Source organism: Vulcanisaeta sp. JCM 16161 (genome assembly GCF_001316285.1).
Window position 1 is genome coordinate 65,306 of record NZ_BBDO01000007.1, and the last position, 20,375, is coordinate 85,680.

28 protein-coding genes and 3 pseudogenes are annotated in these 20,375 nt (G+C 43.6%); 29 read left to right on the forward strand and 2 right to left on the reverse strand.

The features are described from left to right. The first annotated feature begins 137 nt into the window (after window positions 1–137). From JCM16161_RS10035 to JCM16161_RS10155, 25 genes and pseudogenes are all read left to right on the forward strand, one after another. Window positions 138–1,150: pseudogene (locus tag JCM16161_RS10035) on the forward strand (ATP-binding protein). Continuing rightward, window positions 1,147–2,166 carry an ATP-binding protein gene (locus tag JCM16161_RS10040; RefSeq protein ID WP_054855757.1) on the forward strand — a complete coding sequence of 340 codons (1,020 nt, stop codon included), beginning with the start codon at window positions 1,147–1,149 and terminating at the stop codon, window positions 2,164–2,166. The pseudogene JCM16161_RS10035 and the gene JCM16161_RS10040 overlap by 4 nt, the downstream one beginning before the upstream one ends. Next, window positions 2,163–3,167 (forward strand): ATP-binding protein, encoded by a 1,005-nt coding sequence (locus tag JCM16161_RS10045; RefSeq protein WP_054855758.1) that lies wholly within the window; start codon window positions 2,163–2,165, stop codon window positions 3,165–3,167. The genes JCM16161_RS10040 and JCM16161_RS10045 overlap by 4 nt, the downstream gene beginning before the upstream one ends. 76 nt (window positions 3,168–3,243) lie before the next feature. Further along, the gene (locus tag JCM16161_RS10050; protein WP_054855759.1) at window positions 3,244–3,801 is read left to right on the forward strand and encodes a PaREP1 family protein; all 558 of its coding nucleotides are present in this window, start codon (window positions 3,244–3,246) and stop codon (window positions 3,799–3,801) included. Between the two features lie 97 nt (window positions 3,802–3,898). Beyond that, window positions 3,899–4,486, forward strand: coding sequence for a class I SAM-dependent methyltransferase (locus tag JCM16161_RS10055; RefSeq protein WP_054855760.1), 588 nt, complete (start codon window positions 3,899–3,901; stop codon window positions 4,484–4,486). A 57-nt stretch (window positions 4,487–4,543) separates the two neighbouring features. Continuing rightward, a complete protein-coding gene (locus tag JCM16161_RS10060) occupies window positions 4,544–4,786 on the forward strand; it encodes a glycosyltransferase (protein ID WP_054855761.1) in 243 nt (80 codons plus the stop codon). A gap of 18 nt (window positions 4,787–4,804) precedes the next feature. Further along, window positions 4,805–5,521 carry a glycosyltransferase gene (locus JCM16161_RS10065; RefSeq protein WP_054855762.1) on the forward strand — a complete coding sequence of 239 codons (717 nt, stop codon included), beginning with the start codon at window positions 4,805–4,807 and terminating at the stop codon, window positions 5,519–5,521. After that, complete coding sequence (locus tag JCM16161_RS17985) at window positions 5,512–5,688, forward strand: hypothetical protein (RefSeq protein WP_243671335.1); 177 nt, start codon at window positions 5,512–5,514, stop codon at window positions 5,686–5,688. Before JCM16161_RS10065 ends, JCM16161_RS17985 begins: the two co-directional genes overlap by 10 nt. After that, a complete protein-coding gene (locus JCM16161_RS17990; protein WP_243671336.1) occupies window positions 5,685–5,927 on the forward strand; it encodes a glycosyltransferase in 243 nt (80 codons plus the stop codon). Before JCM16161_RS17985 ends, JCM16161_RS17990 begins: the two co-directional genes overlap by 4 nt. Window positions 5,928–5,944: 17 nt before the next feature. After that, window positions 5,945–6,820, forward strand: coding sequence for a glycosyltransferase family 4 protein (locus tag JCM16161_RS10070; protein WP_243671337.1), 876 nt, complete (start codon window positions 5,945–5,947; stop codon window positions 6,818–6,820). Continuing rightward, window positions 6,810–7,768: pseudogene (locus JCM16161_RS10075) on the forward strand (NAD-dependent epimerase/dehydratase family protein). The gene JCM16161_RS10070 and the pseudogene JCM16161_RS10075 overlap by 11 nt, the downstream one beginning before the upstream one ends. A 6-nt stretch (window positions 7,769–7,774) precedes the next feature. Continuing rightward, the gene (locus tag JCM16161_RS10080) at window positions 7,775–8,419 is read left to right on the forward strand and encodes a hypothetical protein (protein ID WP_054855763.1); all 645 of its coding nucleotides are present in this window, start codon (window positions 7,775–7,777) and stop codon (window positions 8,417–8,419) included. Window positions 8,420–8,424: 5 nt separating this feature from the next. Beyond that, window positions 8,425–8,910 carry a hypothetical protein gene (locus JCM16161_RS10085; protein ID WP_054855764.1) on the forward strand — a complete coding sequence of 162 codons (486 nt, stop codon included), beginning with the start codon at window positions 8,425–8,427 and terminating at the stop codon, window positions 8,908–8,910. A gap of 164 nt (window positions 8,911–9,074) precedes the next feature. After that, window positions 9,075–9,482, forward strand: coding sequence for a hypothetical protein (locus JCM16161_RS10090; protein WP_054855765.1), 408 nt, complete (start codon window positions 9,075–9,077; stop codon window positions 9,480–9,482). A gap of 4 nt (window positions 9,483–9,486) precedes the next feature. Next, window positions 9,487–9,918: a hypothetical protein gene (locus JCM16161_RS10095; RefSeq protein WP_054855766.1), complete on the forward strand. Its 432-nt coding sequence runs from the start codon at window positions 9,487–9,489 to the stop codon at window positions 9,916–9,918. Further along, window positions 9,906–10,652 (forward strand): glycosyltransferase, encoded by a 747-nt coding sequence (locus JCM16161_RS10100; RefSeq protein ID WP_054855767.1) that lies wholly within the window; start codon window positions 9,906–9,908, stop codon window positions 10,650–10,652. The genes JCM16161_RS10095 and JCM16161_RS10100 overlap by 13 nt, the downstream gene beginning before the upstream one ends. Continuing rightward, window positions 10,649–10,936: a hypothetical protein gene (locus JCM16161_RS10105; RefSeq protein ID WP_054855768.1), complete on the forward strand. Its 288-nt coding sequence runs from the start codon at window positions 10,649–10,651 to the stop codon at window positions 10,934–10,936. The genes JCM16161_RS10100 and JCM16161_RS10105 overlap by 4 nt, the downstream gene beginning before the upstream one ends. 166 nt (window positions 10,937–11,102) lie before the next feature. Further along, window positions 11,103–11,447, forward strand: a complete 345-nt coding sequence (locus tag JCM16161_RS10110; RefSeq protein WP_054855769.1) for a hypothetical protein — start codon at window positions 11,103–11,105, stop codon at window positions 11,445–11,447. After that, a complete protein-coding gene (locus JCM16161_RS10115) occupies window positions 11,444–11,647 on the forward strand; it encodes a hypothetical protein (RefSeq protein ID WP_243671338.1) in 204 nt (67 codons plus the stop codon). Before JCM16161_RS10110 ends, JCM16161_RS10115 begins: the two co-directional genes overlap by 4 nt. Then, window positions 11,622–12,269, forward strand: a complete 648-nt coding sequence (locus JCM16161_RS10120; protein WP_054855771.1) for a glycosyltransferase — start codon at window positions 11,622–11,624, stop codon at window positions 12,267–12,269. The genes JCM16161_RS10115 and JCM16161_RS10120 overlap by 26 nt, the downstream gene beginning before the upstream one ends. A gap of 25 nt (window positions 12,270–12,294) precedes the next feature. After that, entirely contained in the window at window positions 12,295–12,612 is a 318-nt protein-coding gene (locus tag JCM16161_RS10125) for a hypothetical protein (RefSeq protein WP_243671339.1), read from the forward strand. Continuing rightward, window positions 12,609–13,274, forward strand: a complete 666-nt coding sequence (locus JCM16161_RS10130) for a hypothetical protein (RefSeq protein WP_054855773.1) — start codon at window positions 12,609–12,611, stop codon at window positions 13,272–13,274. Before JCM16161_RS10125 ends, JCM16161_RS10130 begins: the two co-directional genes overlap by 4 nt. Window positions 13,275–13,276: 2 nt before the next feature. Next, window positions 13,277–14,193: pseudogene (locus JCM16161_RS10135) on the forward strand (NAD-dependent epimerase/dehydratase family protein). 1,006 nt (window positions 14,194–15,199) lie between these two features. After that, window positions 15,200–15,712: a glycosyltransferase gene (locus JCM16161_RS10150; RefSeq protein WP_054855776.1), complete on the forward strand. Its 513-nt coding sequence runs from the start codon at window positions 15,200–15,202 to the stop codon at window positions 15,710–15,712. Window positions 15,713–15,860: 148 nt separating this feature from the next. Beyond that, complete coding sequence (locus tag JCM16161_RS10155; RefSeq protein WP_054855777.1) at window positions 15,861–16,112, forward strand: hypothetical protein; 252 nt, start codon at window positions 15,861–15,863, stop codon at window positions 16,110–16,112. Between the two features lie 49 nt (window positions 16,113–16,161). On the opposite strand, the gene JCM16161_RS10160 is transcribed toward JCM16161_RS10155, so the two are convergent. Then, window positions 16,162–16,641, reverse strand: coding sequence for a hypothetical protein (locus JCM16161_RS10160; RefSeq protein WP_054855778.1), 480 nt, complete (start codon window positions 16,639–16,641; stop codon window positions 16,162–16,164). A 158-nt stretch (window positions 16,642–16,799) separates the two neighbouring features. Next, window positions 16,800–17,174, reverse strand: a complete 375-nt coding sequence (locus JCM16161_RS10165) for a glycosyltransferase (protein WP_054855779.1) — start codon at window positions 17,172–17,174, stop codon at window positions 16,800–16,802. A 62-nt stretch (window positions 17,175–17,236) separates the two neighbouring features. On the opposite strand from JCM16161_RS10165, the gene JCM16161_RS17995 reads away from it, so the two are divergent. The 4 genes from JCM16161_RS17995 to JCM16161_RS10180 all read left to right on the forward strand — a co-directional run bounded on the left by JCM16161_RS17995 (window position 17,237) and on the right by JCM16161_RS10180 (window position 20,370). Then, window positions 17,237–18,382: a glycosyltransferase family 4 protein gene (locus tag JCM16161_RS17995; RefSeq protein ID WP_243671340.1), complete on the forward strand. Its 1,146-nt coding sequence runs from the start codon at window positions 17,237–17,239 to the stop codon at window positions 18,380–18,382. Next, window positions 18,379–19,326: a glycosyltransferase family 2 protein gene (locus tag JCM16161_RS10175; protein ID WP_243671341.1), complete on the forward strand. Its 948-nt coding sequence runs from the start codon at window positions 18,379–18,381 to the stop codon at window positions 19,324–19,326. The genes JCM16161_RS17995 and JCM16161_RS10175 overlap by 4 nt, the downstream gene beginning before the upstream one ends. Window positions 19,327–19,349: 23 nt before the next feature. Beyond that, on the forward strand, window positions 19,350–19,613 hold the full coding sequence (locus JCM16161_RS18000) for a hypothetical protein (protein ID WP_243671342.1): 264 nt from the start codon (window positions 19,350–19,352) through the stop codon (window positions 19,611–19,613). A 112-nt stretch (window positions 19,614–19,725) separates the two neighbouring features. Then, window positions 19,726–20,370 (forward strand): FkbM family methyltransferase, encoded by a 645-nt coding sequence (locus JCM16161_RS10180; RefSeq protein WP_054855781.1) that lies wholly within the window; start codon window positions 19,726–19,728, stop codon window positions 20,368–20,370. The last annotated feature ends 5 nt before the right edge of the window (window positions 20,371–20,375 follow it).

Sequence of the window (20,375 nt, forward strand, 5' to 3'; positions counted from 1 at the left end):
AAACCAACCAGTGAGGATTACATGGCCGTGATCGCCGCGACAATCCTCGTAAAGGAGCCAATAAATAAAGTTGAGGAGCTTGAGCTAGGGACAAAGCGGAATTAAGGGCATCAGTAAGGCAAATGTACCAGGACACGATGAGGAGGATTAGGCTTAGCTTCGCCAATACCCAGGTGGAATTCGTTGATAGGGAGAAAGCCCTTGGACAGGTTAGGGATTGGGCTGAGAAGGGCACTTTCCCGGTGCAAGTTGTTTATGGTCCTGAGGGTTGTGGCAAGACTGCCTGGCTCCTACAGTCTGTGGAACTCCTTAAGGAACTCGGCTTCGACGTTATCTACATCAATATACCCAACAAGGAGGTTCTTGCTGAGTTCAGTATCACTGATTTACGGAGTAGGTTCCTCACACTGGCGAGAGAAGCCATTGCCCAGAACGCCCTTGGTAAATTGGCTTGGCTGGCCTTCGACATGGCCAAGGAGTTAATTAAATTAACGAGGGGCAAAATAGCGGTCATCGTTGATGATGCATTCCAGGTAATCGGCGTTAAGGAGTCGGCATTGTATGTAAAGGCACTGCTAAACCTCATTGAATACCCACCGGAAATGTACGAGAGGATAATTACGATAGCAGCAACGAGCGAGGGCGTCTCAAGGCGCGAGATCGGCAGACACACGTGGCTGAGATAATGCCGATATGGAACATGCCCAGGGAAGGATTCAGGCAACTCTATGAGCAGGTGCCCGGAGATAAGCCGGGCTTCGAGGAGGTATGGAGGTTGACCGGTGGAAACCCGAGGATTCTCGAGGAATTATACAGGGCTGGTTGGAACACCGACAGGGTGATTGAGGGGTTCATTAGGGGGAGGGGCATCGACATACTCATTAACTCATTAAGCGGTAGCGAGAAGCGCGTATTGGCGGAGACTGTGGATGACCCAGACGCATTATTCACGAGGGAGGGAGTACCGTTAATGGACAAATTAATAGAACTGAACCTGGTACTCGACATATCGGACAGGAAGCCATACCTATGGATTGATGAACCACCGCCAGAGAAGGATCCTGAGCTGGGCATTGGTAGGCGTGTTGCGTGGCAAACGCCACTACACAGGGAAGCCATCAGGAGGGCATTAGAGGGTGTTAGGCCATGAGGAGGATTAAACTGCCCCTAGCACAGGGACTACAGGTTGACTTCGTTGATAGGGATCTTGCCCTTAGGCGTGTTGAGGATTGGGTTGATAGGGGTATGAGGCTTGTGGAGGTGGTCTACGGACCAGAGGGCTGCGGAAAAACCGCATGGCTCCTTCAATCAGCGGAGTTGCTCAGAGAATTGGGCTTTGACGTTGTTTACGTTAATCCCATTGATAGGGAGGTCCTCGCCGAGTTTAGTGTTAAGGAGTTGAGGGGGGAGTTCATGAGGCTTGTTAGGGAGGTCATTAGCCAAAATGCCCTTGGTAGGTTGGCTTGGTTGGCCTTCGACATGGCTAAGGAGTTGATTAAGGCAACAAGAGGCAAAATAGCCGTAATAGTTGACGACGCCTTCCAAATACTCGGCGTAAAGGAATCAGCAATATACGTAAAGGCTTTGTTGAACCTAATCGAATACCCACCCGAGAGGTATGAGAAAATACTAACCATAGTAGCCACCAGTGAGGGCGTTTCGAGGCGTGAAATAGGTAGGCATGAGTGGGCAAACCTAAGACCCATGTGGAACATGGCGAGGGAGGGCCTCAAGCAACTATACGAACAAATACCGGGAAGTAAGCCGGGCTTCGAGGAGGTTTGGAAAATAACCGGAGGTAACCCAAGGATGCTGGGGAGCCTTTATGAGGCTAATTGGGACGTTAATAAGGTGGTTAATGATATAATTAACAGGAAGAGGCTGAGAACATTTGTATCAACCCTCCCAGGCAACGAAAGAGCCTGGCTTTTAGAGGCTGTTGAGGATCCAGATACGTTATTCACTAGGGAGAGGATACCCCTAATGGATAGGCTCGTCGAATTAAACCTAATAATCGACGACATACCCGAAAGAGATGAATACCAATGGGTTGATGAGCCACCGCCTGGGAGGGACTTGGAGCTGGGCATTGGGAAGTACGTCGCATGGCAAAGCCCACTCCACAGAGAGGCCGTTAGAAGAACGCTGGAGGAGGTTAGGCCGTGAGGAGGATCAGACTCAGATTCGCAGGTAGGGAAGTCGAGTTCGTTAATAGGGAGCAAGCCCTCAGGCTCATTGAGGATTGGGCCGAGAGGGGCACATACCCTGTTCAGGTGGTTTATGGTCCTGAGGGTTGTGGCAAGACTGCCTGGCTCCTACAGTCTGCTGAATTCCTTAAGGAGCTTGGCTTTGAGGTGATTTACGTAAACCCAATTAATAAGGAGGTTCTTGCTGAGTTGAGCATTGTTGATTTGAGGGGGGAGTTCATGAGGCTTGTTAGGGAGGTCATTAGCCAAAATGCCCTTGGTAGGTTGGCTTGGTTGGCCTTCGACATGGCTAAGGAGTTGATTAAGGCAACAAGAGGCAAAATAGCCGTAATAGTTGACGACGCCTTCCAAATACTCGGCGTAAAGGAATCAGCAATATACGTAAAGGCTTTGTTGAACCTAATCGAATACCCACCAGAAAGCTACGAAAGGATAGTCACCATAGCAGCCACGAGTGAGGGCGTTAGCCTGAGGGAGATCGGACGCCACAGGTGGGCCTGGTCAACCCCCATGTGGAACATGGCGAAGGACAGCTTTAAACAATTATACGATCAAATACCCAGCAACAAGCCACCATTCGAAGAGGTCTGGAAAACAACCGGAGGGAACCCAGCAATGCTAGAGAATCTATACAAAGTTGACTGGAACATAGACGAGGTAGTGAACAAGCTCATTAAGGAGAAGGACCTATCACACAGCTTCATTAAGAAGTGGTCAAACCACCTAGGGGAGGCCGTTAATGACCCTGACTACCTATGGTTCAACGCGCCCGAGGAACTAATTAATGAGCTCATCGAGAGAAACCTCATCCTATACTTCCTACCCAAGAGAGACCCAAACCAGTGGATAGACCAACCACCACCAGAGAGGGACCCAGAACTCGGTATTGGGAAGTATGTGGCATGGCAAACACCGCTACACAGGGAGGCAGTGAGAAAAGCGCTACGGGAATTAACATGATGACCTCGATCAGACTAGGCCCGAGGCGCCAACGAGACAATGACTATTTAAACCCATGGCAATTAAATGAACCAGCATGAACACAGAAGCCCTTGAGAGGCCTTTGCCTAAGCCGAGTATGGAGGACTACATTAATGCTAGGCTTTTGGAGGCCTTGATCGAGGCTAGATTGGCCCTTGAGTTCCTAGGCAAGGGCTTGGTGAGGAACGCGGCCGGCAAGGCCTTCCAGGCATGGAGGGCCTTGTTGGCTGCCTTACTGAGGCTCGAGCTTGATAAGCTAATCCAGGTTGCAAGGACTGAGGAGGAGAGGAATTGGCTAGTCAATAGGGCTGTTCCAAGGGTTCCAACAACGAGGATGGTTAGGCTATCACAAATGCTCGAGGAGGTTGGCCATGAGAGGCTGTCATTCATAACCGACAGGGCGCTCAACCTACATGATTATCAATACAATGGGCCAGACCCAGACCTAGCCCTATCAAAATTCAGGGATAGGCAGGAGGCGGCAACAGCAGTAATAAGCCTCATAAGGGAGTTGATAAAACGAATAGAGGAGCTGAAGGGCAGAGTAAAGTGGAACGAAGAACTGGAAAAGGCGCTCAAGGAACTCAAGGATCTATTGGGCGTTCCATCATAAGTACTGTGGCTATTGTAGCTGGTATGCTGGACCGAAGACACTTAATATTATATTACATTAAATAAGGCGTATCTAACGAAATACCTGACAGGCTTAAATGTCATCATTATTCTATAGGATTGGTGTTTACATAGCAAGTAAGTTGGGGCTTTATGAAGAGAGAAACATTAAATATTATTTAATAATGAATAGATATATTAGGGATAGTAAGTTAATCCTTGATGCAGGTTGCGGCGGCGGCTTCTTTAGCAGAACATTGAGCAATCAGGGACATGTTGTTATAGCATTGGATATTGAGTATAACGTTGTTAAAAACGTGATTGGGAATAACATTGAACGAATCCAAGCAGATGCGCAAATGATGCCCTTTAGGGATAACTCCGTAAACAGTATACTTGCAATATCACTTATTGAACATTTACCACAACCTAATAAATTCATTCAAGAATCACAAAGAATACTTAAGAGAGGCAGTTATTTAATAATACAAATACCGAATTTACAATACATAATAGAACCACACACTAAATGGCCAATAATATACGTATTACCTAATAAATTAAGGCAGGTAATAGCCATAAAGCAGGGCTATTACATAAACTTCGAAGTAACGATAAAAAAACATAATAAAGCAAGCACAACAAAAGAAACTACAATTAATAAAAACATACGACATATACCATAGCACAATAATGAAACTATTACCCTGGCCGCCATCTAAAATTCTAATATTCAAGAAACCATGAGGATAATCCACGTAGCCCCTCTCTACACGCCTGTTATTGGTGGTGTTGAGGATGTGGTTAAGCATATAGCCGAGTACATGGCTAGGAGGGGGCATGAGGTTTATGTAGTGACCTATAATAGGCTTAGGAGGGGTGGTGTTGGCTCACTGCCCAGGGAGGAGTTGATTAATGGTGTTAAGGTCATTAGGCTCAAGCCAACCATAACCTGGAGCCGTGAATCGCATGAATCTAAGCGGTGAAAGGTAGAGGTGGATAGCATGAGCGATTCACTATGCGTGTTAATACCGTCATACAATAGGGCAAATATTATAGGGTTGACATTACCCACATGGCTTAGGTCAAGGTGGGTATCCAGGGCTATTATCGTTGCCGAGTCAATGAGGGAGGAGGAAGTTGGCAAGTATGAGGAGGTCTTATCTAAATTAAATAAGGCTTATAATGGTAAAATAACATATGTATTAGGCAGGGGAAGGTCAGGCTCAGTAAACGCGAGAAACAAACTACTGAAACTTGCCACGGAATGCAACTGCAGATACGCAGTAATGGCTGATGATGACTACGTATTACCAAGCCCAGAATACCCGGCTAGGATGGCTAGGTGGCTTAGGATAAAGGACGTAGGGGCGGTTGGAGGCAGGGTAGTTATGGTGAATAAACGCATGGTAGACCCAGACTTCTTCCTAAACGCGCCAATACCGATAGCAGACGCATTAACAAAGATACTCGGCTATATTCTCCTAGACGTAAGAAATGGGCCAAGATACGCCGAATACTTAACACCCTTCTACATGATTAAACAGGATCTAATTGGCAAAGTCCAGTATAGCGGGGAATACCTAGGCACCGCCTTCAGGGAGGAGAGTGATGTTCACGAGCAAATTAAACGACTAGGCTATAGGCTAATCATCGATCCCCAGGTCTACGTATACCACCTGGGTCTAGAATATGGAGGAAACAGGCAGAAATGCCGATGAGGGATAGGATGTACTGGAAGGCGAGAAACCATACGAGGTTCATAAGGAAGTGGTTTAGGCAACCGTTAGAAACCTGGTACCTAATAACCGGCGCCTTAATACTAACACTATACAGACCCTGGCACCTACCAGCAATATTAAAGGGAGTACGTGAAGGGTTAAGATGAAGATAATACACGTACACCACCACTACTGGCCCGTGATTGGTGGCTTGGAAAACGCCGTTAAGGCACTAGCTGAGGAGCAGGCTAGGCTTGGCCACGAGGTGCACGTGGTGGCAAGCACTTATGGGGCTGCGAATAGGCCTAGGGAGGAGGTCATAAATGGTGTGCACGTGCATAGGGTTAAGGCGATTAGGCTAGCCGGCTACCCAGACTTAACCTACCACTGGAGTACCCTGACATAATTAGGAATGCAGACATTGTGCACGGGCACAGCCAAAACAGCCTATTCACAATGAAGATGCTCGAGCATGCCAAGAGGCACAGCGTAAAGACAGCCATGCACTTCATGGCAGTGGACGCCCTAAACGACCACCCAAACCCACTGGTTAAACTCATAGGTTCAAAGTACTCAAGCAAGATGACGAGGAAGGCCCTGAAGGAGTTTGACATATATATGGTGAGGAGCCTAAGAGATAAGGAATTATTAACGAGTAAATACGGTGCAAATGCTGATAATATTTATTACGTGCCAGATGGCATAAGCAACGAGCTACTAAACACTGAGTACTTGGGTGATCAGTTTAGGGAATCGAGAAATATAACGAGCGACTACGTTCTGTATATAGGCAGGTTACACCCACTAAAGGGCATTGAATACCTAATAAGGGCTATGAGAATCGTGAACAACGAGGTTAAGGACTCGCTGTTAATAATTATTGGACCTGGAGATCAAAGACCGTACATCGACCTAACCAATAAACTAGGCATAAGGGATAGAGTCCTCTTCCTAGGCTACGTAAGTGACAGGGAGAAAATAGGCGCCCTAGACGCATCAACAGCCCTAGTATTACCAAGCATAAGCAACTATGTCGAAGTATACCCAATGGTAATCAGCGAAGCATGGGCAAGGCAAAAACCAGTAATAGCAACAACGGTCGGCGGAATACCGTACAGGGTTAAGAACATGGAGAACGGAATACTGGTGCCACCAAGGGATGTAAAGGCCCTGGCAAACGCGATAATCACAATACTCACGGACAAGGAACTAGCGAGAAAACTAGGAGCAAGGGGCAGGGTAAATATTAAGAGTTGGAACGAAATAGCCAGGGAGGCGCTTAAGCTCTATGAGAAATAGGGCAGTACTGGTCACAGGCGGCGCAGGCTTCATAGGAAGCCACATCGTCGATAAACTAATCAACGAGGGTCACAGTGTGAGGGTCATAGACAACCTAAGCACGGGCAGGTTAGAAAACCTGAAACACCTCGAGGGTAACCCAAACCTAGAATTCATAAAGGGAGACCTAAAAAAACGAGTCAGACGCAGAGGAGGCGGTTAGGGGAGTCGACGCGGTATTCCACTTCGCGGCAAACCCGGAGGTTAGGTTAAGCACCACGAATCCAAGGACACACTTCGAGGAGAACGTGGTGGCAACCTTCAACCTACTCGAGGCAATGAGGAAATTTGGGGTCAGGGAGTTAATCTTCGCATCATCAAGCTCGGTATACGGCGAGCCAGAGGAAATACCCGTGGGTGAAGAAGCCCCGGTGAGGCCGGTATCGGTCTATGGGCTAGTAAGGCGGCCTGCGAGGACCTGATACACGCCTACAGTAGCTTTACGGCATTAAGGCCGTGATACTCAGGTACGCCAACATAGTAGGGCCCAGGCTAAGGCATGGCGTAACCTATGACCTACTAATGAAGCTCAGGAAGAACACGAGCGAACTCGAGGTCCTCGGCGACGGGACCCAGGTCAGGAGCTACCTATATATCGACGACGCTGTGGAGGCAACAATGCTTGCTTGGAAATACTCCACGGGCAATTACGAGGTTTACAACGTGGGTAATGAGGACTGGATAACAGTAAACGACATAGTAGGCGTAATACTCAACGAACTAAAACTAAGCAACGTGAAGATAATGCACAAGCCTGTTCTACACGGCGTGGGCTGGCCAGGAGACGTGAAGAGGATAGCCCTAAGGATAGATAGACTCAGGGCGATCGGCTTCAAGCCTAGGCACAACTCTATTGAGGCTGTTAAATTAACGATTAGATCGTTACTGAATATATCTAATCTTGAGTAGTTACCTGTGAATTTATTGCAATTACTTAATCAACCCATTGTACAATACACATTACTACTCTATATAGTATGGATTGTAATATTAATCATAAATGTATTTGTGAAAAGCCGAAGAAATAAGTCGATAGGCAATAAGTATGTATTGATATCATTAATGGTGATTTATATTATTGGTTCATTAATCTTGACGGAGAAGGCCTTACTTCATGTATTCCCGATATTTAACTCTATCATATTAGGGTTCACAGTATGGTTAATACTGAGTATGAATATAAGCAGCACTAATAACAAAGATAACGATAAACTCCTTCTATTACTCGTTATCCTACTGAATTTAATCCCCTACACAATAGTTAACCTATATAATTCATACCCACTGGGTGATGATGTTAGATTCACAGCAGGTTTTGCAACAGCCATTTCAGAAAACGGTAAGTGGATACCGCTTAAGTACTTTGAGAATGATTATTACCAGCCATTTGATGCTGAACCTGCACTAACATACATGGTAGCCTCAGTAATGGGAGTCTCACTGCTAAATGTGCCTATTTACTACCTATTTCTTAAATATACACTATATATTACATATTTATTAAGTACCTACCTGATAATAATTAACTACCTACATAATAAAAAAAAGCCGCATACCTAGCATTAATGCTATTCTCTATAACGCCGCCAATAAGCCTAACGCAAATAGTGGCACAAGGCGTCTCAATAATACTGGCATTAATGACTATAGCCATCCTACCTAGAATTGAAGACACCATTAATAAAGCCGTATTATTAGGCGTGATTTCGTTTATAGGCGTAATATTTCACGCAACATACGTTCTAGTCATATTGGCATTCTTATTACCAATGCTCATAAGAAATAATGCACTAACGCAAAGCACCTTAAGAAGCTCACTATTGATACCATCATTAATAGGCATAGGGTACTGGGCATTCACATACGCAGGGATAGCAGTCTTTGAAGGAATACCACCATCAATAACGAACTTCATAAACTTCCTACTAGGCTTAGAAAAATCCTACAGTACGGCCTGGACGCGTGGTACGGCGCTGGCACACAGAAATTCCTCGTCTCATGGGCGCTTGTGCCGCTATGGGAGCGGCAATGCTTACGTACTCAATAATTAATGGTATAATCAAGGTAATAAGGCAAAAGAAAGTTGGAATAAACTATGTAGAGGCAATGGGGTTACTGGGCCTTATAGGTACTATACTGAACTTTTTTTGCAAGGCAATCAACAGGGCTTGGAGGAAGGTACTTCTACTGGCTCTATCTGTTAATACTGATATACGTGGCATATTATATTGCCGCTAAACTGAAGAATAACATACTCGTAATATCACTCACAATAATATTAATAGGAATCATAGGATTCTACGCAATCCAGGACCCAACACACTCAGCAAATACATTCGTCTTAGGCATAGGCTGGGCGAACAACTACTCATGGAAAATCTCAAACATTATAGCGCAATTATTGCCCACGAACACGGCATTACTAAGCGACCCAAGAATCGGAACACCCCTATTCTTCTACTCATTCATATACAATATAAACATTACTGGTCCCCTCAAAGGACAGCCCTACCTCATAGCAATAGGCCTAGATAACATAGGGCAAAGGGTATTCATACCAAGCAATTCATCAAGTATCGTACTTAAATTCTCGAGGAAATATGAAGTAATATACGAATCATAGCATTATGAGATTTCTTTACGTTTCGCACGGTGATTTCTTCAATAGGCATGAGCTTGGTTTCGCTGCTGCGCTTGCTGAGTTGGGTAGTGTTGATGTGCTTGATCTCAAGGTTAGTTTAAGCACCAGGGTTATTAGGGTTGGTAGTGATAATGAGGTTAAATCGGTGAATCTCGTGGGATCTAGCGAACCTGTGTCAATTAAGTCTTTGTTCCTTAATTGGAGGTTAAGTGATTCCCTGCGGAGACTTATTAAGGATGAGTATGACGTGATTTTTGCAGCTCCCAGGGTGCCTATTTTCTTCCTTCGTAGGCTGGGCATGAAGTTACCTGTGGTGTTGAGGTTGTGGAGCATTAGGCTGCTAAGTTCAGGGATAACATTAGGTTTGGTTCATACGAGGATATTGCCATATTCATACCCAGTGTTATGGCTAACATGACGTATATGGCTATGGCAAATGCCTCAATAAGCGTTGATCATGCCACGTACGAATTCGCCAGAAAAATATATCCAATACTTCGCCGTAGGCTATTCAAGCTCTACCCACCATACGGTTACCTAGTTCAGGACGAGCCCAATAAAATTGATGAGCTTGCGCTCGCTAAATTAGACCGTATTAAAGATGATTACGTATTAGGCTTCACAAGCCTTAGCAAGACTGGAGCGTATCTTAAGTTCGAGGCAAGGCCGCATGCAATAGTCCTATACTTAATTGCCAAGAGACTTAGGAATATAAATGTCGTAATGGCAGGTAGTTCACTTAATGATTGGAATAGGGTATTTCCAGGGATTAAGCCTCCTCCAAACCTGCACTTAATCGATGGTGGTTTTTCAGACAAAATACTAGGTACGCTATATTCAAGGGCTAGATTAGTCATTATACCAATCACGAACAGAAGCATATCAAATAGATTGCTAGAAGCATTGTTCTTCAGTAAGGCAGTAATAACGTCTGAAGTCGTTAAGTTCATACACCCGGAATTAAGGCATAAAGAGCATGTCTATATTTCAAACTGGGACACAATAGTTGAGGATACAATTAAGTTAATGAATGATTGGGATATGATTAAAAGGCTTGAGAAGGGCGCCAGAGAAGCATACGTGAGGTACTTTTCAACTAAGATTAATTTGAGATTCGTGGATAAATTACTTAAGGCGTTCGACATAGTATGAAAATATCGATACTCCACGCATCGCACATATTGAATCCAACACCACCTAGTGGCTATGGAGGGATAGAACTCGTTGTGGACACATTGGCGAGGTATCAATTGAAGGAGGGGTTGAATGTAAAGGTTCTAGGAATTACGAACCCCACAAATGTATATGAGTATGAAATAATCCCTACCTTTAAGGAACCGGTTAAAAAGCCATTGACCTGGCACAAAATTAAGTACATGGTTAAGTTACTTAAGGAGTCAGTAAATGTCGATACAGTTCATTTACATGTTCAATAGCTTACACCAATAGCGTTAATTATCAGAGCAGGAAGCATCACATAGCTAGAGAGAAAGGCTGGAAATGCTTAGACCTAAGATATACTGCATTGAAAATGAGAAATGCCGTGTCATAGAAGGAGAGAATATGGTTTGTGAAGTTAACTAATAGGTCGTTATTAATTACATGAGGCTTAAGGTGCTTGTAGTCTCTGAACTTTGGTGGCCTGAGGGTGGGGGTGGTGTTTTGGCTACGTACTTTATTACGAAATTGTTGAGCGAGCATGCGGATGTCACCGTCGTTACTGGTTCTAGGAGGGTTGAGCCTATTAGGGGTGTGAGGTTTGTCTTTGAGCCGTTATTATCGGTAAGGGCTAAGCCACTACTTTGGGTTAACCTACTAAGGCTTGCAGGGAGGAGCTACTTCATTAAGCTCGTTAGGGATGCTGACGTCGTTTATATTCCTAGGTTAGCTTACCCGCTTATTCCCATTGTTAAGGGTTTTGGTAGGAGTTGTTGTTCATGTTCATGATCACCAACATTTCCTACTCCTCGGTTGTGTTTAGTGATAGGGAGGTTAGGGGCGTTTTTGATGATGTTGCTACGAGTGTTAGGCTTGAGTTGCTTGAGAATAGGAGTTTGTTTAGGGCCTTGGTTGGTGGCCTCTTGACGCCTGTTAATTCCCTTGTTAGACTTTGGCTTAGGGATGTCGACGCCATCATCTGCATCTAATTACTTGGCTAACGTCATTGGCGGTAGGTTCCCTGAGTTGAGGGGTAGGTTAAGGGTTGTTTATAACCCGGTCCTTGATGCCCCACCTACCGTTTCCAAGGAGGATTCCAGGGCTTTCCTCTATGTCGGTGGTGATAGCTATATTAAGGGCTTTCACGTCTTGATGGATGCAGTGGCTCGTGCATTGGGTAAGGGTTTGGAGTTTAGGCTTTTTATTGCGGGGAGTGTTCGTGGTAAGTTAGGTGGTAACGGGTTTGTGAGTTTCCTCGGTCGTTTAAGCCACAGCGATGTACTTAGGCTTCATGGTGGGGTTAGGGCCTTAGTATTTCCCTCAATTGTTCATGAGCCCTTACCAACGGCTGTTGTTGAGTCTATGCTCGTGGGTACATTACCCATTGCTTCCCGTGTTGGTGGTGTTCCCGAGATTTTGCGGGGAACACCTGCCGAGGGTTTAATGTTTAGCCCTGGCGATGTTGATGGGCTTGTTGATAGGATGGAGCAGGTGCTTTCGATGTCTCGTGAGGAGGTTGTTGATGCTGGGTTGAAACTTAGGAGACATGCATTGAGGCTCTTTGATGTTGATGAGGTTAGGGCTAGGCTCATGAAGGTATTCATTGGGTGATTTTATGATTGTCAGGCATTTACAGGTGTTGAGTGCCAGCTCATTTAATGGCTCATTATTTGCATTAATTAAGAAGGGACGTGATCTTGCATTGGCTTTATTAGGCAGTGGCTTGAGTGTTAAGGATGAAGTTTACGTGTTTAGTGGGTCTCATGGGTTTATTCTGTGGGGTGATGGTCGTGAATTTCTCGTTGGTGTTGATGATTCGTTATTCCTTGTTCGTGGTAATGAGGCTAGGCCTGTGCTTAGGCTGGGCCTGGTAACTTCTTCTGGCATGCGGTTGAGGTTGGTGGTAAGGTCTTTATTCATGAGTATGGTGAGCCCCCGACTGGCATTTACGTGAGTGAGGATCTTGAGCATTGGGTTAAGGTTGTCGATAATAAGGCTGTTGATGAGTACTCAAGGCACTTCCACTTCATTGGTTATGACCCGTATAGGGATTGGCTAGTGGCTACCCTCGGTGATGCCAACCCCATTAGGGTTGTGTACTCACCTGACCTTGGTAGGACGTGGAGGCGCTTATACGTTGGCCCCTGGCAGTTCGTGCCCTTTATCGCCCTTGGGGATAGGCTTGTCTTCGGTATGGATAGTGGAGTTGCTAGGGGTGGTGTAGGGGTTTATTACCCAAATAGTGATCGCTGGAGCTTTAGGTTTTTGAGGTTTGTTCATGGACGCGCCTCGGTTGTTCAATTCTCGTCACTGATTAAGGTTAATGACCTCTGGGTCGCGGCGCTCGGCTCTCCCCAGGTCTTTGTCGCCTCTAGGGATTTGAACAATTGGTTCCTGCTCTACGCTGAGGGTTATAGCACTGATTATAATCATCACATGGGCGTTATACCAGCCGGTGATTCCGTGATCGGCTTTACCGGTGAGTCCATAGTCCTGTTTAATGTTGATGAGCTAGGTAATTACTTTAACCCGCCTCCCGCTGTCATTACCTACCTCGGCATTACTGATAGGGTTAAGGGCCTTGGCTTCAGGGTTAAGCGCCTATTTAGGCGATAGTCATGAGGATTCTCATAACCGGTGGTGCGGGCTTTATTGGACATAACCTGGCCATATACCTCGCTGAGAGGGGTTTTGACGTCACTGTCTTGGATAGCCTTGAGAGATCTACGGAGTTCGCCGTCAATAGGCTTAGGGAGCGTGGCATACCCATTATTAAGGCTGATATTAGGAACCTCGGTGATTGCGGCGGGTTTGATGTGGTTGTTCATGCTGCAGCCTACGTTAGTGTGCCCGAGTCTGTTGTTAGGCCCATTGATTATATTGAGAATAATGTCGTGGGCACAGCTAAGGTAGCTCATGAGTGTGGTAGGGTCAGTGCGAGGATTATCTACCTGAGCTCAGCGGCGGTCTATGGAAACCCAATTAAGTTGCCTATTCCTGAGGATCACCCGATAAACCCGCTATCGCCATATGGCTTAAGTAAGTACCTCGGTGAGTTGGTGATCAGAAACTTTAGTAAGGTTTACGGGTTTAGGTACGTGATTCTTAGGCTTTTTAATGTCTATGGGCCTGGTCAGAACCCGGCCTACGCAGGCGTTATCTCTAGCTTTATCGAGAGGGCCTTAGGGGTGAGCCACTGGTTATTTATGGCGATGGTGAGCAGACTAGGGACTTCATATACGTGAATGACGTGGCCGAGGTTATACTGAGGATCATTGAGAGCGATTTGTTTGATAACGGGATTTATAATATTGGTACTGGGAGGCCGACTACAATAAATGAGTTGGCGAGGATCGTTATGGAGGTTCTCGGTAGGGATGATTTGAGGATTATTCACGAGAAGGAGAGGCCCGGGGACATAAGGCATAGTTACGCTGATGTTAACAGGCTAGTATCGAATTTTAAAATAACTTTTACATCGTTAAATAAGGGCTTAAGAATTATGTTGAACGATATGAATACGCTGTATTCATAGTATGAAATGTAATAATGATGTCTTTCATTATAGTTAATAAGAGGTAATTATGAAAGTTCGTAATTTAAGTAATACATTAATATTCGTAGGCTTGGTAGGTAGCGGTAAATCGACACAAATAAGCTTGTTAAAGAGATTTATTAGTAAAAATAATTTGTGTGTTAAAGATACGTATTTAAAAACTGTATTTATATTTACGCCTTTATTTCTGGGTCTTTTTAGGCGTTTTCTTACGAATAGAGGTATTAAGATTATTCATAAGATCGCTGTTGAGCTTGATTTAATTCTCAACGTATTTGTTTTACCGTTACTGAAAGCGTTGAAATGCGTATTTTGTAAAGGGTGTTTGGTCTTAGTTGAGGAGCATTTTCCTGGTAGTATTGTTGATTATTACCATGCATCTTTAATTCTGGGGATAAAAATGTCTTTAATTCGAATATTAATACGTATGATGTATACTCTTTTTAATAGGGATTTGAAGAATGCTACAACTATTATTTTATTCAGTGATTTTAAGACCCTCAAAAATCGTTGGAGGAAAAGGGGGTCTAGGGATGAGGCGGTTACTTATCTTTATGTACAATTGCTCGTATTTAATGCATGGAACAAATTATTCCCTACAATAAGTATTAATAATTCTAATCTAGGTATTTATGAAACAGCCTTTAATATCATTGTGAACCTGAAAAGACGGAAAATATTATGAGAATACTCGTAATTGCTCCTGTTGATTTGAGGTTGCGTGAAGGGACTTCGGCGAGGGTTATAAATATGATAAAGCATAGTAGTGGGTATGTTGAGCACATATATCTTGCATCTAAGGGTTTGAGTGGTGAACTTTCTATTCCTAATTTAACATTTCTTAAAATTTCATACGTTAGACCCTTGTTTCTCATACCAATGAGTTACGTATATACGGCGTTGAAATCATACTCATCCTCCTTATTTGCAGGAATGATTATAAAGAGTATTAGAGGTGTGTTGAAAAAATGTTGATATTATTCATGTGCATACACTCGCGGGTTTGCCCTTAGTTCCTAAGAATGACGTACCTATATTATTAGATCTTCACGGTCTTTTCGAATTAACCCCCGTGGCTGCGAGCTTCTCCTTAAGGGACAAACTTGTTGTAGAGCTCCTCAGGATAATCGAAAAAGTTGTCTTAATGAACTTGAATAGTTATGGCGATCAAATCTATATAATTGCTCAATCTCCTTACATTAAGAAATACATCATTAAGAGATTTGGGATTCCTGAGCATAGGGTCTTTGTGGTACCTGATGGAATTGACTTATCCTTGGTTCCAATTTTTAATGAGACGAGGAGGTTGAAAATACGTGAGAAATTGAACCTTATAGATAGATACGTCATGGCATATGCTGGTACACCTTCGTATTATCACGGATTTCATGATTTACTACGCGCATTTAAGTACGTACATCAAGTTTATGAAAAGTCGCATCTTTTATTAATGGTTCCTAATAAAAAATATTGTAATAAATCAATTAAGGAAATATGACGTAGATTTATCCTACGTTACTGTATTAGAAAATATACGTAAACCATGGTATTACGAAATTCTATATGCCTCCGATGTTCTTATATTGCCACATAGAGGAAATACGCAATTTGATTTTATTTATTCTAATAAATTATTAGATTATATAGTGACCGGTAGGGTTATCGTGGGTTACGATTTAATGCCTGTCAGGGATATGCTAGCTAGATATCCATTAAAAATTCTGGCGAAACCAAATGATCCCAAGGCCCTAGCAGAGGCTATTCTAGAAGGTCGAGCATTTAGAGATTCTTACGTAGATGGAAAACAATATATTAGGGGCTATGAGTGGAGCATCCTTGCAAAAGAGATTGTTAATATCTATAAATATTTGTTGGAAAATCAAGGAAAAATAATTTAAATTAAATAAGTACTGCATTTATATACATGGAAATTCTTCAAAGATAATATCATGCGGCATTATAATTCTTTCTTTTTTTAAACTTTATAGGTACCAAATACGTAAAAGCCTCGATAAAATTCACCTTAACATAAGGTGCGCAGTATAAGTTTAAAGACTTACCAAAAAGTGAAATAGCCTCTTCACCTAATTTCAATCCCTCAATAAGTGCGCGATATTTATTATGACTAAGAAGCTTGTATATTCTTCGCTCAGTCATTAATATATTATAAATCCAGGAATATTTATACTTCGTTTCAACAAGCTTGCTCAACGCTATGTGAGCTCTATAGCCATAATATTCCGAAGACATGCTTATGGTTTTTCCATGGTAATGAATACCGCATGCGATAGGAACGTATTTAACCCCGAATCCCCTATTCCATAAGGCTAATCCTAGGACGTAATCATCAAAGAACAAAAATGCGCTATCTATAAAGGGCTTCCCATGCGGCATTACTTGTTTGACACTACTTACTCTAGTGACCATGTAAGCACCATCAGCATACGTGGTGTAATACTCATTTATAACGCCAGAGCATGACTGATCCAAAGCCCCGTGACATATGCCCTTAGCAACCCATAGTTCATTTACCCACCCTCCTGCTGAGTATATTGTTTTGCCGTCTCCGTAATAGATTAACCCGCTTACGCTCCCACCTTCTCGTCTCCTTCCATGTGTTCTATTAGTTTGGTTAATGATTCTGGCGTTGTTATGAGGTCGTTGTTTGCGAAGGCCACGTACTTCGAATCCGGGTCCCTGGCATCCCAACCAATGTTCATACCGCCTGCATAGCCCAAGTTTCTATCATTGCGAATGACCTTAACCCTCACGTTGCTCGGTCTCCTCTCCTCAACAAACCTCTTAATACGCTCAAAACTACCGTCAGTCGAGGCATTATCAACAACAATCAACTCGTAATCACCAAAGTCGAGGTTAAGGAAAGACTCAAGACTCCTCAAAGCAATATCAATAAAACCCATACTATTGTAGTTCAGCCAGATCACTGAGGCCTTAACCATTTATTTAGTGGTTATGGTAATGTTATTAAAGGGTTATCTCTATTTTACTATTCGTTGATTTTATGAGAATTGTCTTTGTTGGATGGGATGTAGGTATTGCCGGTGGTAATAGGGCTATTTTTGAGGTTGCCAATAGGCTTAGTGAGCGTGGGCATAGCGTCAATATTGTGGCGCTTGGTGGTGATCATTCGTGGTTTAATGTTAAGGTCCCAGTGCATTATATCAATGTACCACCTATGCTCGATAGGTTACTCCTTGTATATAGGGTAGCCAGGGGTAAGCTACGTAGGAGGTATAAGGCACTTGATACTGAAGGCTTCGCTAAAAGGCTTGGCTTTCACGCCGATTTAATCAGGCTACTCGCTGAGCATTTACCAAATGCTGATGTCTACATAGCTACCTGGTACCCAACAGCCTTGTCTGTTTGGCTCGGCTCTAGGGATGGTTCTAAGAGGCTATTTTTCATGCAAGACTTTCCCGAACTTGTTAAGGATGCTGATGGTGATTATGGTCTTAGGCTATTTAAACTCGTACTTTCATTACCATTTACATTTGTCGCTAATTCGAATTTTGCGAGGAACTTGATTCTAGAGAGTAACCCTAGCGCCAGGGTCTACGTATCCGGTGTTGGTGTTGACACAAGCATCTTTTACCCAAGGAGGGTTAGGGTCATTGATTCCAAGGGTAGGCATGTTGTCATGGCAATAATTAGGGGCGGGTGGTATAAAGGCGCTGACGTAGCTGTAAAGACGCTCAATGAGTTGAATAAGAAATTGCCAATAATGGGCTTACTCGTTGGCGATAAAAACATAATAAATAACATCCTTAGTAAAATTAAGCCTGAATTCCCATACACAATATTCAGTAATGTTAACGATGATGAGCTTGCAAGGCTATACTCGAGCGCAGACCTATTCCTGTACACATCATATGTTGAGGGCTTTGGCTTGCCTCCGCTTGAGGCCATGGCTTGCGGTACTCCGGTCGTGATGACCGATGCCAAGGGTAATAGGGACTATGCAGTTAATGGGTATAATGGCATTGTCGTTGAGCCTGGGAATATAGAGGCGCTTGCCAACGCTGCCTACCAAGTACTCACAAACCAAGAACTAAGGGATAAGCTAATCCAGGGAGGGTTGGAAACAGCAAGGAAATGGACGTGGGATAGGGTTGTGGATGTTCTTGAGAATGCGATGAGAGAGGCATGAATATGAGGGTTTCGGTTATTGTTGCTGCATATGGTAGGAGGAAGTTTTTAATGGATGCGTTAAGGAGTATTGCCAATCAATCTAAGCCTCCTGATGAGGTTTTTGTTGTTAAAAATTTCCTAGATAGAGAGGTTGATGATTACATCTCTAGGAATGGTTGGGTAAGTATTGAGAATGATGCGGTTAATTATGGTGAATTCATAGTACCTGCAGTTGAGGAAGCCAGAGGTGATGTAATTACATTCCTAGAGGATGATGACGTATTTGAGAGGGAGAAGATAGCGGTGATTAGGAGGGTCTTCCAACGGCGGGAAGTAAGCTACTTTCATAATGCCAGGTCATACATTATTGAAAGACCTACTCTAAATCCCGCCGAGGTACTTGGTATAATTAGGTTCTTAGAAGGCATAACGCCTAAACGTGATGTCGCTATTAATGCATTTGATAATGGTGTAGATAGATATATCGTTAAGTATAGGGATGTTGTATCTACGGTTAGCCTAATGAGCGTTAGGTCTAAGTGCATTAAGGGACGGATTAAGGAGCTGAAGAAAATTAAGATTAGTATTGAGTCATTCATACCCGCCATAGCCAGCGAATGCGGTCTCCTGTATCATACAGCCTTAAGACTAACGCGCTATAGGATCCATAGCAGTTCCTCAATCGCATTCACGAGAAGGGATGAATTGCGCGTACTTAGGAATTATGCCAGGGCTATTCAGGACCATGAAATCGTAATAAAAATGTTAAGTCATGAGAATAAATTAAGAAATGCAATTAGGTACCTTCAATCCGAGGCTAAGCTAATATTACTACGTGCAGGGTTAATAACATTTAAGTCATTATCGTTTAAGGATGTTAAAGGCCCGTGCATGTATAATGTGAGGAGTTGTCCATGGATTATGAAGCTTATCGTAAAGAGTTTAACTAAGGAAATACATTAATTGTCTCGCTATTAATGAATGCGATGGTATTAAGAACTATCAAGGTAGTCCTAGCCATTCTAAAGTCTAAGCCACTTTTCAGGAATTATTATGGTTCTCTTTTTAAGTACGGCTTGTCTAGGTTTGGGTTGGTAGGTGTAGGGGACTTGGCTATTAGGTGTTTTGATGGTTCTGAGATGCGTGTTGACCCGCGCATGTTTAGTTCGGTAATTCATCTATACCTTGATGGTGTGATTAATGGTATTGATTGCGTGAAAGGCGCATCAAGACGGTTAATGGCTCCCTAGTCCCTATTGACGAGTTCGTATTAGGCAGTGCCGTTGAGGTCGCCTTAAGAAATGGCTGGGGCTATGACTCAATGGTCGGTACTGGTTTAAGGGTGGTGTTAGGTTTAGGCATATGCATTGGCCCATAATTGAGACCTTTGACTTAGGCCAATACGACTTCATGAACGTCGATGGTAGGGTTGTCCTCGACATCGGAGCCTTCGTTGGTGACACGGCTATTTACTTCACAATGAGGGGTGCAAGGCTCGTGCATGCTGTAGAGCCACTACCAAGCAATTACGAGGAAATGCTACAGAACATTACACTAAATGGACTGGATAATAGGGTAATTCCCATGAAGTTGCTAATAGGCTATGGTGAGCGTAGGGTGAGTATGCCGCATAGCACTGATGTTAACCTTAGGGGTGGTTCCGTTAGTGAGGTGTTGAGGGTTCCCCATGGCGGTTATGAGTATGTTGACGTAATGCCACTGAGGGAGTTATACGAGGCGTTATCCATTAAGCCTGATGTGCTTAAGCTTGATTGTGAGGGTTGTGAATTTGACGTTATACTCAATGATTATGAGACCATTAGGAGGTTTAATGAGATAGTCTTTGAGTATCACTCATACATAACTGGGCGTAGTGTTGGTGAATTAATGAGTATACTCAGTAAAGATTTCAGATGTAGCTTCGTTAATGATGAGTTTTACAGGAAGTACTATAGTAATTTCTCGAGGGATGAGTTGGGCATGATTCATTGTGTAAAAGCTACCTAGCCAGT

What these genes read in the sequence shown, in the direction of transcription:
- JCM16161_RS10040 (WP_054855757.1), top strand. Translation starts at nt 1,147, where the DNA reads ATGAGGAGGATTAAACTGCCCCTAGCACAGGGACTACAGGTTGACTTC.
- JCM16161_RS10050 (WP_054855759.1), top strand. Translation starts at nt 3,244, where the DNA reads ATGAACACAGAAGCCCTTGAGAGGCCTTTGCCTAAGCCGAGTATGGAG.
- JCM16161_RS10055 (WP_054855760.1), top strand. Translation starts at nt 3,899, where the DNA reads ATGTCATCATTATTCTATAGGATTGGTGTTTACATAGCAAGTAAGTTG.
- JCM16161_RS10060 (WP_054855761.1), top strand. Translation starts at nt 4,544, where the DNA reads ATGAGGATAATCCACGTAGCCCCTCTCTACACGCCTGTTATTGGTGGT.
- JCM16161_RS10065 (WP_054855762.1), top strand. Translation starts at nt 4,805, where the DNA reads ATGAGCGATTCACTATGCGTGTTAATACCGTCATACAATAGGGCAAAT.
- JCM16161_RS17985 (WP_243671335.1), top strand. Translation starts at nt 5,512, where the DNA reads ATGCCGATGAGGGATAGGATGTACTGGAAGGCGAGAAACCATACGAGG.
- JCM16161_RS17990 (WP_243671336.1), top strand. Translation starts at nt 5,685, where the DNA reads ATGAAGATAATACACGTACACCACCACTACTGGCCCGTGATTGGTGGC.
- JCM16161_RS10085 (WP_054855764.1), top strand. Translation starts at nt 8,425, where the DNA reads ATGCTATTCTCTATAACGCCGCCAATAAGCCTAACGCAAATAGTGGCA.
- JCM16161_RS10095 (WP_054855766.1), top strand. Translation starts at nt 9,487, where the DNA reads ATGAGATTTCTTTACGTTTCGCACGGTGATTTCTTCAATAGGCATGAG.
- JCM16161_RS10100 (WP_054855767.1), top strand. Translation starts at nt 9,906, where the DNA reads ATGGCTAACATGACGTATATGGCTATGGCAAATGCCTCAATAAGCGTT.
- JCM16161_RS10105 (WP_054855768.1), top strand. Translation starts at nt 10,649, where the DNA reads ATGAAAATATCGATACTCCACGCATCGCACATATTGAATCCAACACCA.
- JCM16161_RS10110 (WP_054855769.1), top strand. Translation starts at nt 11,103, where the DNA reads ATGAGGCTTAAGGTGCTTGTAGTCTCTGAACTTTGGTGGCCTGAGGGT.
- JCM16161_RS10115 (WP_243671338.1), top strand. Translation starts at nt 11,444, where the DNA reads ATGATCACCAACATTTCCTACTCCTCGGTTGTGTTTAGTGATAGGGAG.
- JCM16161_RS10120 (WP_054855771.1), top strand. Translation starts at nt 11,622, where the DNA reads ATGTCGACGCCATCATCTGCATCTAATTACTTGGCTAACGTCATTGGC.
- JCM16161_RS10160 (WP_054855778.1), bottom strand. Translation starts at nt 16,641, where the DNA reads ATGGTCACTAGAGTAAGTAGTGTCAAACAAGTAATGCCGCATGGGAAG.
- JCM16161_RS10165 (WP_054855779.1), bottom strand. Translation starts at nt 17,174, where the DNA reads ATGGTTAAGGCCTCAGTGATCTGGCTGAACTACAATAGTATGGGTTTT.
- JCM16161_RS17995 (WP_243671340.1), top strand. Translation starts at nt 17,237, where the DNA reads ATGAGAATTGTCTTTGTTGGATGGGATGTAGGTATTGCCGGTGGTAAT.
- JCM16161_RS10175 (WP_243671341.1), top strand. Translation starts at nt 18,379, where the DNA reads ATGAATATGAGGGTTTCGGTTATTGTTGCTGCATATGGTAGGAGGAAG.
- JCM16161_RS18000 (WP_243671342.1), top strand. Translation starts at nt 19,350, where the DNA reads ATGGTATTAAGAACTATCAAGGTAGTCCTAGCCATTCTAAAGTCTAAG.
- JCM16161_RS10180 (WP_054855781.1), top strand. Translation starts at nt 19,726, where the DNA reads ATGCATTGGCCCATAATTGAGACCTTTGACTTAGGCCAATACGACTTC.